Below are 18,445 nucleotides of genomic sequence, written 5' to 3'. Positions count from 1 at the left end.
AAAGCTGCCCTCGCTCCGGGCGGCTTTTTCATTTCGCCGCCTCGCCTGCGTCAAAATATCTTCAGATCGCGACACTTCGATCTTGACTATGATGCCTTCGATCCATACACACGGCGGCGGGACACCCTTCCCCAACGAAGGGCTTTCTATCTGAGAGGATAGCATCATGGCGAAGACCGCAAAGCCGGACATCCGTCCGCATAATACCCATTTCTCTTCTGGCCCCTGCTCGAAGCGTCCCGGTTGGTCGCTCGAAGCCCTTTCCGACGCGGCGCTTGGCCGTTCGCACCGCGCGAAGGTGGGCAAGGCCAAGCTCAAGCAGGCCATCGACCTTACCCGCGAAATTCTCGAAGTGCCGGCGGATTACCGCATCGGCATCGTGCCGGCTTCCGACACCGGCGCCGTCGAAATGGCGCTCTGGTCGCTGCTCGGCGAACGCGGTGTCGACATGCTCGCCTGGGAAAGCTTCGGCGCCGGCTGGGTCACCGATGTCGTCAAGCAGCTGAAGCTCAAGGATGTGCGCAAGCTCGAAGCCGGTTATGGCGAGCTTCCCGATCTCTCCGCCGTCGATTTCGACCGCGACGTTGTCTTTACATGGAATGGCACCACTTCAGGCGTGCGCGTGCCGAACGGCGATTTCATCCCTGCCGACCGCAAGGGCCTGACGATCTGCGACGCCACCTCGGCCGCTTTCGCGCAGGAGCTCGATTTCGCCAAACTCGATGTCGTCACCTTCTCCTGGCAGAAGGTTCTCGGCGGCGAGGGCGCGCATGGCGTCATCATTCTCTCGCCGCGCGCCGTCGAGCGTCTCACCACCTATACCCCGGCCTGGCCGTTGCCGAAGATCTTCCGCCTGACCTCGGGCGGCAAGCTGACCGAAGGCATCTTCCAGGGCGAGACGATCAACACGCCGTCTATGCTGTGCGTCGAAGACTATATCGATGCGCTGCTCTGGGCCAAAGATGTCGGCGGTCTCAAGGCGCTGATCGCGCGCGCCGATGTCAATGCCAAGGTCATTCACGATTTTGTCGCGGCAAACGACTGGATCGCCAATCTCGCCGTGAAGGTGGAAACGGCCTCCAACACCTCTGTCTGCCTGAAAATCGTCGACAAGGACATCGCGGCTCTCGACGCTGATGGCCAGGCGAATTTCGCCAAGGGCTTGGTCGGCCTCCTGGAAAAGGAAGGCGTCGCCTATGATATCGGCCATTACCGCGACGCGCCGTCTGGCCTGCGCATCTGGGCCGGCGCCACGATCGAGGCGTCCGACATGCAAAAGCTGATGCCTTGGCTTTCCTGGGCCTTCGAAACGCAGAAGGCGCAGCTCGCTCAGGCCGCCGCCTGACGTGATCGCATCCGGCTCCGTCATAGGGCGGAGTTGGATCAAAGAATAAGAGCATGATGTCGTCCGAAAACCGCATACACTTTTCGGCATCATGCTCTGGCATTCCTGATTTCATTCATCGCTGAACACTTTTGAAGGAGGCCCTCATGGCACCTCGCGTTCTCGTATCCGACGAATTGTCGGAAACCGCCGTCCAGATTTTCCGCGACCGCGGCGTCGAAGTCGATTTCGAACCGCAGCTCGGCAAAGACAAGGACCGTCTGCTCGAAGTCATCGGCAAGTATGATGGTCTGGCCATCCGCTCGGCCACCAAGGTGACGGAAAAGATCATCGGAGCGGCGACGAACCTGAAGGTCGTTGGCCGCGCCGGCATCGGCGTCGACAATGTCGATATTCCGGCCGCTTCGCGCCGCGGCATCATCGTCATGAACACGCCCTTCGGCAATTCGATCACGACGGCCGAACATGCGATCGCGCTGATGTTCGCCGTCGCCCGCCAGCTTCCGGCAGCCGATACCTCGACACAGGCCGGCAAATGGGAAAAGTCTAAATTCATGGGCGTCGAGATCACCGGCAAGACGCTCGGCGTTATCGGCGCTGGCAATATCGGCTCGATCGTCTGCTCCCGCGCCATCGGCCTGAAGATGCATGTCGTTGCCTACGACCCGTTCCTTTCGAAGGAGCGCGCCGAGGAGATGGGCGTCACCAAGGTCGAGCTGGACGAACTTTTCGCTCGCGCCGATTTCATTACGCTGCATGTGCCGATGACCGACAAGACACGCGGCATCCTCAACAAGGAAGCCTTGGCAAAGACGAAGCCCGGCGTGCGCATCATCAACTGCGCCCGCGGCGGCCTGGTCGATGAGGCAGCCCTTGCCGAAGCCATCAAGTCCGGCCATGTTGCCGGTGCCGCCTTCGACGTCTTCGAAGTCGAGCCTGCCAAGGAAAGCCCGCTCTTCGGCCTGCCGAACGTCGTCTGCACGCCGCATCTCGGCGCTTCGACGACAGAGGCGCAGGAAAACGTCGCTCTGCAGGTGGCCGAACAAATGTCGGACTACCTCGTCAAGGGCGCGGTCTCAAACGCCATCAACATGCCATCGATTACCGCGGAAGAGGCGCCGATCCTGAAGCCGTTCATTCGTCTTGCCGATGTTCTCGGCGCCTTTGTGGGCCAGGTCACCGAAGAGCCGATCAAGCAGATCGAAATCCTCTACGACGGTGTGACCGCCAACATGAACACGCGGGCGCTGACAAGCGCGGTTCTCGCCGGCCTGATCCGCCCGCAGGTCGCCGACGTCAATATGGTTTCCGCGCCGATCATGATCAAGGAAAAGGGCATTGTGCTTTCCGAGGTCAAGCGCGACAAAACGGGCGTCTTTGACGGCTATATCAAGCTGACGGTCACGACCGAAAGCATGACGCGCTCCGTTGCCGGCACGGTGTTCTCGGATGGCAAGCCGCGCTTCATCCAGATCAAGGGCATCAATCTCGATGCCGATGTCGGTTCGCACATGATCTACATCACCAATACTGACGTCCCTGGCATGATCGGCTTCATCGGCACGACGCTCGGTACTGCCGGCGTCAACATCGCCAACTTCCAGCTCGGCCGCGACAAGCAGGGTGGCGACGCCATTGCGCTGCTCTATGTCGACGGCGAAGTGGATGATGGCGTGCTCACGGAGTTGACGGCGCACCAAGCGATCCGCCAGGCCAAGCTCCTGACCTTCAACATCGACTAAATTTCCTCCTCCCAAGGAAGTATGGAAACCCGGCGCGGGAAACCGCGCCGGGTTTTCTGCTTGAGGAATGGACGATTTTCAGTGAGGCAAGCGTTTCCGACGGATGATCTTGCCGAATCGGGCCTTGTCATCCTCAGCCCTGGTGCGGTGGAGGAAGGCGAGCCTGCTGCCGTCGAGGCCCTGGAAGAATTCGTCCCAGGAAATCTCTTCCTCTGTTTCGGAAGAAAAATCGACGCGGACGGTTTCGCTGTCGCTCGCGTTCTTGATTCGCGCGGGATGGCCGCCGCGCTCCTCGATCCAGTGTCTGATCCTGCTGTACTCCGTCGTGCCGAACTTGCCCATGAAACCCTCCTCAGCAATTCGATTGCGACATCGCTGCCCCTGCAACGCACGATCGTGTAAATTGTTCCACGCTGCTAAGTTATTTAATAGGATCGGATTAATCCGAGTCCGGAACCGGCGCTTTTTTCTGCCCGCCCCTTTTCCATGCTGCATTGCACCCTAACTGCGCGTTCATGACGGATTTTCTCAATGACATCCGTGCTGAGGGCATCTGGCTGCCGGATTGGCTTGCAAGCGCCGTCATCTTTGCGGTTGTTATCTCAGTAACGCTTTTTGCGCATCGCATTCTATTCCGCCTGCTGGCGAGGCTCGTCGAAAGCAAGGATCTTTTTTGGCGCTCACTCGTCTCCCGCCTGCAGCGGGTGGTAAGGCTTGCAATGCTTGTGGCGGCCCTTTCCCTCGGTGCCACGGCCGCGCCACTGACGGATTACCAGGCGGCAACCGTCCGCCACGTTCTCCTGATCTTCTTCATCATCCTTATCGCCCGCATGGCAAAGACCGCCAAGCACATCTGGATGACGATCTATCTGCGCCGGTTCAGACTGGATGCCGAGGACAATCTCCTGGCGCGCAAGCATGTCACGCAGACACGCATCATGGAGCGTGTCATCGACCTGCTGATCGTGGTCGTCGCGGTTTCAGCCTGTTTGATGACCTTCGATGCGGTCCGGCAATATGGGGTCAGCCTGCTGGCATCCGCAGGTGTCGCCGGCATCGTCGTCGGCCTTGCGCTTCAGCCGGTGCTGAAGAACCTGTTTGCTGGCATCCAGCTTGCCATCACTCAGCCGATCCGGATCGATGATGCACTGCTGGTGGAAGGGGAGTGGGGCCGGGTGGAGGAGATCACCTCGACCTATGTCGTCCTGCAATTGTGGGATTGGCGGCGCCTTGTCCTGCCGCTGAGCTACTTCATCGAAAAACCGTTTCAGAACTGGACGCGAGAAAGTTCCGCGCTGATCGGCACCGTGATGATCTATCTGGACTACAGCGTACCGGTCGAGGCCATACGTGCAAGGGTCGAGCAGATCGCGAAGGCTTCCACCTTGTGGGACGGCCGCGTCGTCAATGTCGCCGTCACCGACTTTCGTGAAACGGTCATGGAAATCCGCATCCTCGTATCGGCGTCGAATTCCGGCCGCACCTTCGACCTTCGCTGCGAGGTGCGTGAGAAACTGATCGATTTCATCCGCCGTGAATATCCCGCTGCTCTTCCGCGCATGCGGGCCGTGATGAACGAACAGCCGGCGCAGGATCGGCGTCAGGCGGCAGAATAAGCCTAACGTGCTGGCGTTTGGGCATCGCCTTCGGCCGGCGTCGTGGCAAGCGGCGATTGCGCGTCGCCGGACGCGACGGCTGCGGGCAGGGGCACGTGGCGCTTGCGCTCGCGGATCAGCGTCAGCAGCCCGGAGCAGATGATGAGCACGATGCCGAGCGCCATCGGCAGGTCGACGTGGTCGTTGAAGAAGAGGTAGCCGAAGCCGATGGCCCAGATCATCTGACTATATTGCGGTGTCGCCACGAGCGTCGCCGGGGCGAGCCGCGCTGCGGTCATCAGCATCACGTTTCCGGCGGCGCCGAGCAATCCGTAGCCTGCAAGAAAGACCCATTGCTGCGGACTTGGTACGATGATCTCGGAGAGCATGAGGACACCGCTGACGATAAGCGTGCCCAGCAGGGATGCTCCATAGAGCGACAGGCGCTTCTCCGCCGGACCGAGTGCACGCAGAATGACGATAGCCACGCCGGCGGAGACGGCGCCGATGGTTGCAGCCAGATGGCCAACGGACAGTTCGCGGAAGCCCGGCCGGAGAACGACCAGCACACCGACGAAGCCGACGATGACGGCAGCCCAGCGTTGCCAGCGCACATCCTCCTTCAGGAAGATCACCGAAAGGATGGTGACGACCGACGGCAGCAGGAACAGCAGACAGAAGGCCTCGGCCATCGGCAGCTTGGTGAAGGCTATGATGGAGGCGATCGAGCCGGTCGCGCCGGCGGCAAACCGCACCATCCAGAGCGGCCGGTTCGTCGTTGCGAATATGTCGAGCCATGAATCGCCCGGTCCCTTGATGAAGGGAAGGGCCGACAGGCTGAGCACAGCGCCAGTGAAGGCGATCTGGAACGAAGGGATGGTGCCGTGCAAGGCTTTGATGGATGCATCGCTGAAGGCAAAGACGGCATAGCCGACGAATGCGACAAGGACGCCACGAAGAGTGGTTGAAGCCGCTGTCATTTGTCCGAATCTTCTAAAGGTGGGTAATTTCCTCTACGCTACGAAACGGGGGCTAGCAAAGGGCAATTGTAGATAGCTGCAATGCATGAGCGGCGGATGACGCCGGTACGTTGGGCTGAAACGCCGGCACTTGCGCACGGGCGCAATAATTTCTATATCCGTCGCCCATGAAAGCTGGCGGCCGATCCCGCCGGATATGCAGGAAATCCGCCACATTCCGAAGTCAGAACGGCGGATCGAAACAGCGCAGAATTGGCACTATCGTTGAACACACTGGATTTTGACAAGAAGCCGGAAGAGACCCGTGTCGTCGTCGCCATGTCGGGCGGCGTCGATTCATCCGTTGTGGCCGGCCTTCTCAAACAGCAGGGTTACGATGTGCTCGGCATCACGCTGCAGCTTTATAACCATGGAGCAGCCGTTCACCGCGCCGGCTCCTGCTGCGCCGGCCAGGATATCGACGACGCCCGCCGCGTCTGCGAAACGCTCGGCATTCCGCATTATGTGCTCGATTACGAAAAGCGCTTCCGCGAAACGGTGATTAATCCTTTTGCCGAAAGCTATGTGGCGGGCGAAACGCCGATCCCCTGCGTTTCTTGCAACCAGACCGTCAAGTTTGCCGATCTTCTGGCCACCGCCAAGGAACTCGGCGCCGATGCGCTGGCGACCGGTCACTATATCCGTTCGCGGCCGAACCCTTCGCCTGATCATCCCGGCCGCCGCGCGCTTTTCCGTCCGGCCGACGCCGACCGCGACCAGAGCTATTTCCTCTTCGCCACCACGCAGGAACAGATCGACTATCTTCGCTTTCCCCTGGGCGGCCTGCCGAAGGCCGAGACCCGCAGGCTTGCCGAAGAGATGGGCCTCGTCGTCGCCAAGAAGGCCGATAGCCAGGATATTTGCTTCGTGCCCCAGGGCAAATATTCCGACATCATCACCAAGCTGAAGCCGAATGCGGCGCTCGCCGGCGAGATCGTCCATCTCGATGGCCGAGTGCTCGGCACTCATGAAGGGATCCTGCACTTCACCATCGGCCAGCGCCGCGGCATCGGCATCGCGACCGGCGAGCCGCTCTACGTCGTCTACCTCGACGCCCGCTCACGCCGTGTCATCGTCGGACCGAAGGAGGCGCTGGAAACGCACCGCGTCTATTTGCGCGACGTTAATTGGCTGGGCGACATCCCGCTCGCGGAGGCCGCTTCCGGCAGCGGTTTTGCCTGCTACGCCAAAGTCCGTTCGACGCGGGCACCGGCGCCCGCCGTGCTGCATACCGACGCGACAGGCACCTATGTCGATCTGACGGTTGGCGAGGCGGGCATTGCGCCCGGCCAAGCCTGCGCGCTTTATTCCGCGCCCGGCGACGACGCCCGCGTCTTCGGCGGCGGCTTCATCGAGCGCTCCGAGCGCGAACCCTCGGCTGAAGCCTCGCTCAAGGCCCTGCTGGCCGGCCCCGTCGCCGCTTGAAGCCATCGGAAACGACGGCCGGCGAAGCCTAGGGTTTTTCTCCATCATGTGCTTGACACAAAGCCGAAGCGCACCTTATAAGCCGCTCATCCCACGAACCCGCAGCGCTTCGCGAGCAGGTATCGTTTGACCAGTGGCGGAGTAGCTCAGTAGGTCAGAGCAGAGGAATCATAATCCTTGTGTCGGGGGTTCAAATCCCTCCTCCGCTACCATCTCCTTCAATGTCCATACCGGAGACATAGGTAACAGATTGTACCTAAGACATGGGTGACAACCTCGTGCCGAACGGGTTGTCGACGGTTTGCAATGTCCTCTGTTCCAGATCGATATCCGACATGTCTCCGGTGCAGAACGTCACCTATCTCTCAAGCCGCGCACACATTGAAGAATTTGCGACTGTGGCGGCGGTGTTGAGCCTGTTCCGGCCGGCGCGGTAGCATGTCCCAGCACCAAACATAGCGGCGAGAGGACAAAACAGTTCAGCCTCAAGATTTCCGCTACGCCGACAACAGCTATCTGTAGAGCGCCAAATGCAATATCGGCATCCTCATCGCCCAAAGATGGGATGCGGCAGCGATAATAATCGCCCATGCGGCCAGCGAGAACATGACCGCCGCTAACCTGATCCCGATTGTCTGCATCATTTCCTCCACCCCAGCAAAATCGTCCCTCCTCGGACGATCTGATGCTAACAGGGCCCAGGTCGATCAGCTATCGCAAGAAATCGCTATTGGACAGCCGCTGCGGTACGCGCTCGGAAAGATGCTCTTTCTCCATCGCTCAAACGACAAAGTAAAAATTGTCGTATTGCGCGCCGAAATAATCGGGGCCGCTGTTCTCCGTGACGATCGGTTCACTGTCGAGCAGGAGATAATCAATGTTGCCGTAGGCACTGAGATCAATCAGCTGGGGATCGTCGATGCTGTCGGCGGTTATGGTCACGGTGGTGGAGAAGACGATGGTGTCGTTCAGCCGGCCTTCGATCGTCAGGACGTTGTCATAGTCGGACGTTCCGTTCGCGACTTCGAACTGCTTGATCTGGAAGGGGCCGCCATCGGCCGAGTAGATCGGCGTCCAGAAGACGCCGCCCGACAGGTAGTGATTGCCGTCGGTCTCCTCGCGCACGGCCGCGTCGTCGCCGTCACGCCAGGCGCCCCAGTCGAAGCCCTTGTAGCCTGTCGGGAAGTCGTGATTGCCGACGTCCTCGAAACTGACGAAGACATCGCCGCGTTCCGGCAGATCGACCGCGATGTTGAGCAGCCCGAAGTCGGTTGCGCCCTTGCCGTCGGAAATCTTGAAGTTGAACTGATCGACGAGTTGATCTCCAGGCCCGAGCGCCGCCACCTCCGGCTTTGAATAGTCGAGCGCATAGGTGTAGCTACCGTCGGAGCTGATGGTGAGCGTGCCGTATTTGCCTTCGATGATCGTCGTCGTAGCGGGATCGTCCGCATCCGCCGGCTGCTTGATCCGCTGTCCGTTGACGAAATTCAGGCGCAGCTGATCTCCGTCGGTATCGTAGGAATTCTCAAGAATGTCGCCGCTGATTGGATCGTTGATATCGAAAACAGGCAAGTATACGTCGCCTGCGAACGGCTTGTGATTTGCCATCTCTCCCTCCCGTCTAATGTGTTGTCGGACTATGCAACTCTATCGAGTGTCTGGCAACGAAAAATGACCGGTCCGGCGATCAACTCTACAGGTCAGATCGCGTGGATCCAGATATCTGCAGCTCACTAGTCAAACACAGAGATCGCTGCCGATTATTTCGCAAGGATAAATCGACGGCGGGATAATAATGCCGCGTAACCGATGACGTCATCATGACGATATATTGTATCTGTTGTTCTGCGCTCCTCGCAGACTGAAGCTGAACTTGATTTGATCGGCAGCGCCGATCGTTCTTCAGCGCATGTCAATGAAGGCCGCCGACGCCGAGCAGGCGCTCAAGGGCCTGCTGATCTCTGGCCAGAGTTTCCGGCGTTCCCGTCCAGGCCAGCCGCCCTCGTTCGAGGATGATGACTTGATCGGCAAAATCGAGCGCGCTCTGAATGCGCTGCTCGACAAGAAGGATGGTCATATCGCCTTTTTTGGCAAGATCGGCGAAGGCGGCCATCAGTTCCTCGCAAATGACAGGCGCAAGGCCCTCGAGCGGCTCGTCGAGCAGCAGAACGGAAGGCAGGCCGAGAATGGTGCGGGCCGTTGAAAGCATCTGCTGCTCGCCGCCGGAGAGCTGGTTGCCGAGGTTGCGGCGGCGCTCCTTCAGTCGCGGGAACAGGGTATAGGCTTCCTCCAGCGCCGTCTTCGGCCGCCCCTTCAGGCCGACGAAAAGGTTCTCTTCGACCGTCAGCGTCGGAAAGACGCAGCGTGTCTGAGGCACATAACCGAGACCCTTACGGGCGCGCGTTGCGCTCGGTGCTGCGGAGACATCCGAGCCGCCGAGGCGGATCTGGCCTTCATATCTCCTGGTCTGGCCGGCAAGGGTTGCCAGGAGCGTGGTCTTGCCCATGCCGTTGCGGCCGAGCACGGCAAGGCGGGCGCCTGCCGAGACGGAGAGGGAGATACCTTCGAGCACCCGCGTCGGCCCGTATCCGGCCGAGAGATTGTCGACCTCAAGCGACAGGGCTGGCATTGGCATAACTCCCGAGATAGGCCTCGCGCACGCGCGCATCCTTGGTGACGTCGGCTGGCAGGCCATCGAAGATGATTGCGCCCGCCGCAAGTACGATGACGCGTTTGGCGAAGCGGAAGACGAGATCCATGTCGTGTTCGATCATCAGCACGGCGAGATCGCCGGGAAGGTCGGCAAGCGCCTGCTCGATGCGGCCGGTATCACTCTGCGGCACGCCGGCAGCCGGCTCGTCCAGCAGCAGCACCTTCGGCTTCAGCGCCAGCGCCACCGCGATTTCGAGCAGCCGTTGCTGGCCATAGGCTATCTCGCTCACCCTGCGATGCATCAGCGACGCCAGCCCGAGTTTTCCCAAGAGTTCTTTGACCTCTGCCATCACCTCAGGCATCGCGAGGAAATCTCCGAACATCCGCTTAGTCTTTCCGTCGCGTTGAAGGACCGCAAGTCCCACATGTTCTGCGGGTGTCATGTCCTGGAAAAGCCGCGTCACCTGAAAGGATCGCACGAGGCCGCGCTTGACCCTCCCGATCGCATCGATCCTCGTCACCGCCTCGCCGCCGAGGCGAACCTCGCCGGAGTCCGGAGAAAGATTGCCGGTGACGAGGTTGACGAAGGTGGTCTTGCCGGCGCCGTTCGGACCGATCAGCGCGATGCGATCGCCCGGCGCCATCGCCAGCGAGACATCGTTGGTGACGGCCAGGCCGCCGAAGGCTTTCCTGAGGTTGGAGACTTCGAAGACCGGGCTCATGCGCGCGCTTCCTTCCGGCGGCTGACGAAGGCGGCAGTCGTGCCGAACAGGCCTTTCGGCGCAAACAGCACGACGGCGATCAGCAGCGCCCCGACCATGGTCAGCCAGTGGAAGGGATTGGCGGCGGAGACGTAATCCTCGAAGAGTATGAAGATGACGGTGCCGGAGAGTGCGCCGAAGAGGGAGCCGGTGCCGCCGAGCACGAGCATGACCAGCGCCTCCGCCGATTGGGTGAAGGACAGGCTGTCGAGGCCAACGACCTGGGTCGAGATTGCATTCAGAGCGCCGCCGACACCGGCAACGGCGCCGGAGATGACGTACATCCTGATGAAGGCCGCCTTCGGCGAGCCACCCATGGCGCGGATGCGCAGCGGATCTTGCCGGATGCCGCGGCAGAGCATGCCGAAGGGCGAGCGGACCAGCCATCGCAGCAGCACGAAGACGATCAACAGCAGTGCCATTCCGAAGAAGAAGGCGGTTTGACTGTAGAGGTCGAATTCGAAAAGCCCGAAGATCGGGTCCGGCGCGATGCCGGAAAGCCCATCACTGCCTCCCGTCCAGGACGAGGCCTTGTTGGCGAATTCATGGAAGAGGTGGATGAGGGCGATCGATAGTACGAGCTGCGGCAATCCATGTGCGCGCAGGATGATTGCGCCCGACAGCAGTCCGCCAATCGCACCGGCAGCAACGCCGGCAAGCATCATCAGCAGCGGGTCGTTAATGCCGTAATGCGCCGATAAGATCCCGGCGGCATAGGCGCCGGAGCCGAAGAGCGCGGCATGGCCGAGCGTGGCGACGCCGCAATAACCGGTAACAAGGTCGAGCGACAGGACGAGCAGGGCGATCGTGATCATCCGCGTCAAGAGCGCGAGATTGTCGGGTAACGCGAAGTAGCCGATCGCGCCGATGGCCATGATGGCTGTTATTCCGACGAGATCGCCGCTGAAGCTGCGCTGATGCTGGACACGTTCGTTTTCGCTGTTCATGACAAGCGCCATCTCATTTCATCCTTCCGGCAAGGCCGCGCGGGAAGACGCAGATGATGGCAATCACGGCGAGGTAGAAGAAGAATTCACCGAATTCCGGCATCAGATATCGTCCCGTCGTGTCAATTGCTCCGAGCAACAGGCAGGCGATCAGCGCTCCCGGAATGGAACCAGCGCCGCCGACCGAAACCACGACCAGGAAGGTGACCATGTATCGCAGCGCGTAATAGGGTTCGACCGGCAGGAGTTCGGCCCCGACCACGCCGCCGAAAGCGGCAAGCCCGACTGCGACGGCAAAGCTCACCGCATAGATGATTTCGGTACGCACGCCGAGTGCCGCAGCCATCGCCGCATCATCCACGGAGGCACGCAGTTTGACGCCGAAGCTGGTTCTCTCGATTGCGAACCAGAGCGCGAGTGCAACGGCGAGGCCGCAAAGGATCGCGAAAAGCCGGTGAATGGGAATAGTGCGAAAGCCGAGATCGGCAGAGCCCTGCAGGGCACCGGAAAGCGGTATGGTTTTCAGCGTCGGTCCCATTGCGTAGTTTGCAATGCCAATGATGCAGAAGGTGATTCCGATGGTCATCAGCACCTGGGTCAATTCAGGGGCGCCATAGATGCGGCGGTATAGAAAACGCTCGAGCGGGATCGCGATGATGATGGTGGCGACGACGGCGGCGACGACCGCGACCGCATAACCAAGGCCGAGGTCGCGTGCGGCATAGGAGGCTATATAGCCTCCGATCATGGCGAAGGCGCCGTGCGCCAGGTTGACGACACGCATCAGCCCCATGGTGACGGATAGTCCGATCGATATCACGAAGAGCACCATGCCATAGGCAAGCGCGTCGACGGCTATGCTGAAGACTGTCTGCATGGAAATACCCACTTCAATGCAACGCGCCTCTGATGTCCAAGCCCGCCGCAGGTTCTGAGGCTCGATTTATTTGGCCGCCGCAAGGCCCGGATCGCCCTGCTTCTCGAACGTCTGGATTTCCTTGTTGATGTAGGTTCCGTCATCGGCCTTGGTGACTTCGCGCAGATAGATGTTCTGCGTGATATGGCGGCTTTCCGGATCGATCGACACCGGACCGCGCGGGCTTACCCAGGCAAGACCCTTCACCGCATCGACGGCCTTCTCAGCATCCTGTTTGCCGCCGGTCGCCTCGATCATCTTGTAGATGACATACATGCCGTCATAGGCGCTGACCGAGGGGAAGGAGAGTTCGGCTTTGTTGCCAATCGCCTTGGCGGCAGCCTCGACGAAGGCCTTGTTCTCCGGGGAGTCGTGGGAAACAGCATAGTGGAACGTCGTCTGGATACCGAGTGCGGCATCGCCGAGGGCGGGCAGATCGGATTCCTGCGTCAGGTCACCAGGCGCGAAGAACTTGATGCCGGCGGCCTTTAAGCCGTTCTCGTTATAAGCCTTGACGAAGCCAAGCGTCGTCGGGCCCGATGGCAGGAAGGCGAAGACGCCCTCGGCGCCGGAATCCTTGATGCGCTGCATGATCGGGCTGAAGTCGTTGGTCGCGAGCGGCATGCGGATCGCCTCGACTACCTCACCGCCGGTCTTCTCGAAACCGGCCTTGAACGCATTCTCGGCGTCGATACCCGGCCCGTAATCGCTGACGACCGAAATCACCTTCTTGACGCCGGCGTCGAAGGCAACCTTGGCGATCGGCGTCGAGGTCTGCCATGTTGTAAACGAGGTGCGTACGACGAGCGGGCTCTTGGTGACGATCGCCGAGGTGGCGGCGTTCATGATGACCATCGGCACGTTGCCCTGCTTCAGGATCGGCGTCACCGCCATGGCGTCGGGGGTGAAATAGAAGCCGGCGAGATACTGGACCTTTTCCTTGACGATCAGTTCCTGCGCGAGTGCCTTCGATTGGGCTGGATCGGCCTGCGGCACGTCGCGATAGACGATCTCGACCGTGTCGCTGCCGACCTTGTTGCCGTTGACAGCCATATACGCGTCGATGCCGGCCTTGAAGTTCTTGCCCTGCAGCGCGAACGGGCCAGAGAACGGCCCGATGACGCCGACCTTGATGGTGTCGGCATAGGCGCTAGCGCCCATGGCGATAGCCGCCGCGGCGGCCAGAAACAGCTTCCTCATTCTTCTCTCTCCCTTTTCGGCGTACTCCAGCGCCGTATTGAATTTCAGGTTAGCTTGTCATGCGAAATGGTGATGTAAAATGAAATAAATCCCCAAACACATGATTTGCCGGTTATGGTTCTGTGTCGTCCTGAATGTCGCTGTTCACCGGCGTATCGCAGCTTTCTTCCCGCAACCTCCGTGTCAGAACGGCAATCCCACGTAGTTTTCCGCGAGCACCGTGGAGGCTGCACGAGAATGCGTGAGATAGTCGAGTTCGGCTTCCTGAATCTTCTGATCGAAATCGCCTGTATCGGGGAACCGGTGCATCATCGTCGTCATCCACCAGGAAAACCGCACGGCTTTCCATACGCGGGCGAGCGCCGTCTGCGAATATGCGTCGATGCCGCTGTCGGAGCCTTCGCGGTAATGTTCGAGGAGCCCGCGGAAGAGGTAATGGACATCGCTTGCTGCAAGGTTCAGCCCCTTGGCGCCGGTCGGCGGCACGATATGGGCGGCGTCGCCGACGAGGAAAAGCCGGCCGAAACGCATGGGCTCGGTGACGAAGGAGCGCAACGGCGCGATCGATTTTTCGAAGGATGGGGCGGTCCTCAATGCCTCGGCGTGATGAGCCGGTAGGCGCCGTCTCAACTCGTCCCAGAAGCGCTCGTCGCTCCAGTCTTCGATCTTCGCGTCGAGCGGGCACTGGATATAGTAACGGCTGCGCCTGGCCGAGCGCATCGAACAGAGCGCGAAGCCCCTCGGGTGGTTGGCGTAGATCAGTTCATGGCTGACGGGCGCCACCTCGGCGAGCAGCCCCAGCCAGCCGAAGGGATAGACCTTCTCGAAACTTCGGATCGCCTGTTCGGGAACGGCTCTGCGGCTTATTCCATGAAAGCCGTCGCAGCCGGCGATGAAATCGCAATCGATGCGGTGGCTGATGCCATCCTTCAGGTAGGTGACGAAGGGCGAGCCACCGTCGATAGCATGCGGAGCCACATCGGCGGCGTCATAGATTGAAACGGCGCCACAAGCTTCCCGCCGCTCCATGAGATCGCGCGTCACCTCGGTCTGTCCATAGACGGTCACGCGCTTGCCGCCGGTGAGTTCGTGAAGATCGATGCGATGGTCGCGCCCGTCGAAGGCCAGTGAGAAGCCGTCATGCGGCAAGCCTTCGGCATGCAATCTTGCTCCAGCTTTGGCCTCGTCCAACAGCCCGACAGTGCCTTCCTCCAGCACGCCGGCGCGGACGCGGCCGAGGATATAGTCCTTGCTCACGCGGTCGAGGGTGACGTTGTCAATTCCAGCTTCGGTCAAAAGCTGACCGAGCAGCAGGCCGGATGGCCCCGAACCGATAATGGCGACTTTAGTTCGCAAATGCTTCCTCCCTCGCATTTTTGCGTTTTGTTAGATTCTGCCCTGCCGCCATTGCCGCAACAATGGACATTCCGGCCGAAAAATTGCAATTATCGAACATTGGCGGGGGAGGCAGCCGATGAGCAGGCATATACCGACGTACGAGCTCTATGGCGAAAATACCGGGAGATCACCCGATTTTTGGTTGCATTGCGAAACAATCCGCTCCCGCAGCAGCCTGCATCAATGGGAGATTCGCCTTCATCGCCACGAGAGCTTCTTTCAGATATTGTACATCGAAGCCGGTTCGGGCGATGCGATTTTCGGCAAGAACAGCCATGCCATTCGTCCGCCCGCAGTCATCACGATTCCCCCTGGGCTCAACCATGGTTTTCGCTTCTCACGCGATATCGACGGCCTCGTGATCACCATCTTGAGATCCCATCTCAGCCATCCCCCGGGCGAGCGAAGCAGTCTCGGCGAGTGGCTGGCGATGCCGCATCTGACGCCGCTCGACCCGGATAATGCGGAGGCTGCCTACGTCATGCAGACGCTGAGGAGGCTGGGTGACGAATTCGAAAACCGCCGCGGTGGCCGCAACGAAGTATTGGGCGCCTATGTGGGGCTGGCGTTGCGACTGACGGCGCGGATTTCCCATGAGGGGGATACACATGAGCTTATGTCAAACGAGAACGAACGGCGGATGGACATGCTGAACGAACTCATTCAGCAGCATTTTCGATCGCACAAGCCCGCTTCCTTTTACGCCAAGGAACTTGGAGTTTCACCGACGCACCTCACCCGTATCGTCCGGTCGATGACAGGAAAAACCCCGCATGAGTTGATCGCCGGCAAACTGATCGAAGAGGCGAAGCGCCAGCTCGTCTTTGCGATCGGCAGCGTGCAGGAGATCGGATTTCGCCTCGGCTTTGCCGATCCCGCCTATTTCTCGCGCTTCTTTCTAAAATACACCGGCGCAACGCCACGGGTTTGGCGGACGAACGAAAAAGCTCGGCTTGAACGGGCATAGCGTTCCGGCATTCGGCTATGCCGCGTCGCGCGTCACTCGCAGATGTCTCACGCCGTCGGCCACGTCCAGTCCCGCACCTCCGGCATGTCCTCTCCGTACTCTCTGACGTAGTCGTAATGCTCCGCAAGCTTGCCGCGGAAGGCGGCGAGCGCGTCTTTCGCCTTCTCCTTCAGGCCCGGCACCCGCTCGATGGCTTCGATGGCGAGATGAAAGCGGTCAAGTTCGTTGAGGACAGTCATGTCGAAAGGCGTTGTCGTCGTTCCCTCCTCGACGAAGCCGCGGACGTGGATGTTCTCGTGGTTGGTGCGCTTGTAGGTCAGGCGGTGAATGAGATAGGGATAGCCGTGATAGGCGAAAATAACCGGCTTATCTGTGGTGAAGATCGCGTCGAAGGCCTCCTCGGAAAGGCCATGCGGATGCTGGTCCCTGGATTGCAGTGCTAATAGGTCGACGACGTTTACGGTCCGGATCTTTAGCTCGGGAATGGCCTTGCGCAGAAGATCGACGGCGGCGAGCGTTTCCATCGTCGGGACATCGCCGGCGCAGGCCATGACGAGATCAGGAGAGATTGTGTCGTCCTCGTTGCTTGCCCAGTGCCAAATCCCGATACCGGCTTCGCAATGTTTTACCGCTTCGTCCATCGACAGCCATTGCGGCTCCGGCTGCTTGCCGGCGACGATGACATTGATGCGGTCATAAGTGCGCAAGCAATGGTCGCCGACCCAGAGCAGGGTGTTGGCATCCGGCGGCAGGTAGATGCGGACGATGTCGGCTTTCTTGTTGGCGACGAGGTCGACGAAGCCTGGGTCCTGGTGGCTGAAGCCGTTATGGTCCTGGCGCCAGACATGCGAGGTCAGCAAGTAGTTCAAAGATGAGATCGGCTTCCGCCATTCGAGTTCGCGCGTCACCTTCAGCCATTTGGCGTGCTGGTTGAACATGGAATCGATGATGTGGATGAAGGCCTCATAGCAGGAAAAGAGGCCGTGCCGGCCGGTCAAGAGGTAGCCCTCGAGCCATCCCTGGCAGAGATGTTCCGAAAGTACTTCCATGACGCGTCCATCGCGAGAGAGATGGACATCAAATGGTTCGATATCCTCCATCCACACACGGTTCGTGACCTCGAAGACGCTGCCAAGGCGGTTCGACTCCGTCTCGTCGGGGCCGAAGACGCGGAAGTTTGCCGCCTCTGCGTTGAGTTTCATCGTGTCGCGCAGGTAATGGCCGAGGATCTCCGTCGACTGGGCCACGACGCTGCCGCGCTTGACCACGTCAACCGCATATTCGCCTATATCGGGAACATTGAGTTCCCGGCGCAGCAAACCGCCATTGGCATGCGGATTGGCGCCCATGCGGCGGTTGCCGACGGGCGCCAGTGCCCGCAGATCGGTTTTCAGCCGGCCATCGGCATCGAACAGGTCTTCGGGATCGTAGCTCCGCATCCAGTCTTCGAGAATCTTGCGATGACTTTCGTTCTCGCGGCAATTGGAGACCGGCACCTGGTGGGCTCGCCAGAAGCCTTCCACCTTCTTGCCGTCGACTTCCTTCGGCCCGGTCCAGCCCTTGGGGCTGCGCAGCACGATCATCGGCCAGCGCGGGCAGCCCTTCGCAGCGCCGCTGCGGGCTTGCACCTGGATATCGCGGATGCGGTCGAAGATCTGGTCGAAGGTCGAGGCCATCTGCTGATGCATGTCGCTTGGCTCGTGGCCGTCGACGAAAAACGGCTCGTAGCCGTAGCCTTCGAAGAGACGTCGCAGGTCGTCGTCACCCGCCCGGCCGAGAATGGTCGGATTGGCGATCTTGTAGCCGTTCAGATGCAGGATCGGCAGAACGGCGCCGTCGCGCGCGGGATTCAGGAACTTGTTGGAATGCCAGCTGGCGGCCAATGGCCCGGTCTCTGCCTCTCCGTCTCCGACGACGCAGGCGACGATCAGGTCGGGGTTGTCGAAGGCAGCGCCAAAAGCATGGACGAGGGCGTAGCCGAGTTCGCCGCCTTCATGGATCGATCCCGGCGTTTCCGGCGCCGCATGGCTCGGGATGCCGCCGGGAAACGAGAATTGTCGGAAGAGCTTGCGCATCCCTTCAGTGTCTTCGGAAATATCGGGATAGATTTCGCTGTAGGTACCTTCGAGATAGGTGTTGGCGACCATGCCAGGCCCGCCGTGACCGGGGCCGCACATGTAGATGATATTGAGATCGTGGGCGCGGATGAGGCGGTTCAGATGCGCATAAATGAAGTTGAGGCCCGGTGTCGTGCCCCAGTGACCGAGCAGGCGGGGTTTGATGTGCTCGGGTTTCAGCGGCTCGCGCAGCAGCGGATTGGCGAGCAGGTAGATCTGGCCGACCGAGAGGTAGTTGGCCGCCCGCCAATAGCGGTCGATCAGGGTGAGTTCAGCATCGGTCAGGGCGGCGGCGGTCGAGACATGCTTTTCCATGGGCTTCTCCCGTTCGAAAACGCTTTCAACGTCAATTCTAGCCGCC

15 protein-coding genes and 1 tRNA gene are annotated in these 18,445 nt (G+C 60.3%); 6 read left to right on the top strand and 10 right to left on the bottom strand.

Annotated features, from left to right (window positions below; genetic code table 11):
- Positions 1-166 precede the first annotated feature (166 nt).
- Positions 167-1,345, top strand: coding sequence for a phosphoserine transaminase (locus FFR93_RS22270; protein WP_138394816.1), 1,179 nt, complete (start codon positions 167-169; stop codon positions 1,343-1,345).
- 146 nt (positions 1,346-1,491) lie between these two features.
- The gene (gene serA / locus FFR93_RS22265; RefSeq protein WP_064708831.1) at positions 1,492-3,087 is read left to right on the top strand and encodes a phosphoglycerate dehydrogenase; all 1,596 of its coding nucleotides are present in this window, start codon (positions 1,492-1,494) and stop codon (positions 3,085-3,087) included.
- Positions 3,088-3,165: 78 nt separating this feature from the next.
- On the opposite strand, the gene FFR93_RS22260 is transcribed toward serA, so the two are convergent.
- Positions 3,166-3,429 carry a hypothetical protein gene (locus FFR93_RS22260; protein ID WP_064708832.1) on the bottom strand — a complete coding sequence of 88 codons (264 nt, stop codon included), beginning with the start codon at positions 3,427-3,429 and terminating at the stop codon, positions 3,166-3,168.
- Positions 3,430-3,602: 173 nt separating this feature from the next.
- Here FFR93_RS22260 and FFR93_RS22255 point away from each other — a divergent pair, with 173 nt between their 5' ends.
- On the top strand, positions 3,603-4,703 hold the full coding sequence (locus FFR93_RS22255) for a mechanosensitive ion channel family protein (RefSeq protein WP_138394815.1): 1,101 nt from the start codon (positions 3,603-3,605) through the stop codon (positions 4,701-4,703).
- Between the two features lie 2 nt (positions 4,704-4,705).
- Here FFR93_RS22255 and FFR93_RS22250 read toward each other — a convergent pair whose 3' ends face one another.
- Positions 4,706-5,662 carry a DMT family transporter gene (locus FFR93_RS22250; RefSeq protein WP_138394814.1) on the bottom strand — a complete coding sequence of 319 codons (957 nt, stop codon included), beginning with the start codon at positions 5,660-5,662 and terminating at the stop codon, positions 4,706-4,708.
- 264 nt (positions 5,663-5,926) lie between these two features.
- Here FFR93_RS22250 and mnmA point away from each other — a divergent pair, with 264 nt between their 5' ends.
- Together mnmA and FFR93_RS22240 are read left to right on the top strand one after the other, a co-directional pair.
- The gene (gene mnmA, locus FFR93_RS22245; RefSeq protein ID WP_138394813.1) at positions 5,927-7,126 is read left to right on the top strand and encodes a tRNA 2-thiouridine(34) synthase MnmA; all 1,200 of its coding nucleotides are present in this window, start codon (positions 5,927-5,929) and stop codon (positions 7,124-7,126) included.
- A 135-nt stretch (positions 7,127-7,261) separates the two neighbouring features.
- Positions 7,262-7,338, top strand: a tRNA-Met gene (locus FFR93_RS22240).
- A gap of 568 nt (positions 7,339-7,906) precedes the next feature.
- Here FFR93_RS22240 and FFR93_RS22230 read toward each other — a convergent pair.
- From FFR93_RS22230 to pobA, 7 genes are all read right to left on the bottom strand, one after another.
- Entirely contained in the window at positions 7,907-8,734 is an 828-nt protein-coding gene (locus FFR93_RS22230) for a VCBS domain-containing protein (RefSeq protein ID WP_138394812.1), read from the bottom strand.
- Positions 8,735-9,038: 304 nt separating this feature from the next.
- On the bottom strand, positions 9,039-9,755 hold the full coding sequence (locus FFR93_RS22225) for an ABC transporter ATP-binding protein (protein ID WP_138394811.1): 717 nt from the start codon (positions 9,753-9,755) through the stop codon (positions 9,039-9,041).
- Positions 9,736-10,500 (bottom strand): ABC transporter ATP-binding protein, encoded by a 765-nt coding sequence (locus tag FFR93_RS22220; RefSeq protein ID WP_138394810.1) that lies wholly within the window; start codon positions 10,498-10,500, stop codon positions 9,736-9,738. The genes FFR93_RS22225 and FFR93_RS22220 overlap by 20 nt, the downstream gene beginning before the upstream one ends.
- Positions 10,497-11,498, bottom strand: coding sequence for a branched-chain amino acid ABC transporter permease (locus tag FFR93_RS22215; protein WP_138394809.1), 1,002 nt, complete (start codon positions 11,496-11,498; stop codon positions 10,497-10,499). The genes FFR93_RS22220 and FFR93_RS22215 overlap by 4 nt, the downstream gene beginning before the upstream one ends.
- A gap of 1 nt (position 11,499) precedes the next feature.
- Positions 11,500-12,363 carry a branched-chain amino acid ABC transporter permease gene (locus FFR93_RS22210; RefSeq protein ID WP_138394808.1) on the bottom strand — a complete coding sequence of 288 codons (864 nt, stop codon included), beginning with the start codon at positions 12,361-12,363 and terminating at the stop codon, positions 11,500-11,502.
- Positions 12,364-12,429: 66 nt separating this feature from the next.
- Positions 12,430-13,602 (bottom strand): ABC transporter substrate-binding protein, encoded by a 1,173-nt coding sequence (locus tag FFR93_RS22205; protein ID WP_138394807.1) that lies wholly within the window; start codon positions 13,600-13,602, stop codon positions 12,430-12,432.
- 183 nt (positions 13,603-13,785) lie between these two features.
- Positions 13,786-14,958, bottom strand: coding sequence for a 4-hydroxybenzoate 3-monooxygenase (gene pobA / locus FFR93_RS22200; protein WP_138394806.1), 1,173 nt, complete (start codon positions 14,956-14,958; stop codon positions 13,786-13,788).
- A 118-nt stretch (positions 14,959-15,076) separates the two neighbouring features.
- Between pobA and FFR93_RS22195 the strand changes: the two genes are divergently transcribed.
- The gene (locus FFR93_RS22195; RefSeq protein WP_138394805.1) at positions 15,077-15,967 is read left to right on the top strand and encodes a helix-turn-helix domain-containing protein; all 891 of its coding nucleotides are present in this window, start codon (positions 15,077-15,079) and stop codon (positions 15,965-15,967) included.
- A gap of 47 nt (positions 15,968-16,014) precedes the next feature.
- Here FFR93_RS22195 and FFR93_RS22190 read toward each other — a convergent pair whose 3' ends face one another.
- The gene (locus FFR93_RS22190) at positions 16,015-18,399 is read right to left on the bottom strand and encodes a phosphoketolase family protein (RefSeq protein ID WP_138394804.1); all 2,385 of its coding nucleotides are present in this window, start codon (positions 18,397-18,399) and stop codon (positions 16,015-16,017) included.
- Positions 18,400-18,445 lie beyond the last annotated feature (46 nt).

Origin of the sequence: Rhizobium sp. MHM7A, assembly GCF_005862215.1 — a bacterium.
In the GTDB taxonomy this organism is placed as follows: domain Bacteria; phylum Pseudomonadota; class Alphaproteobacteria; order Rhizobiales; family Rhizobiaceae; genus Rhizobium; species Rhizobium bangladeshense.
Note: the sequence above shows the minus strand (reverse complement) of the source record. Positions and strands in the feature narration are given on the sequence as shown.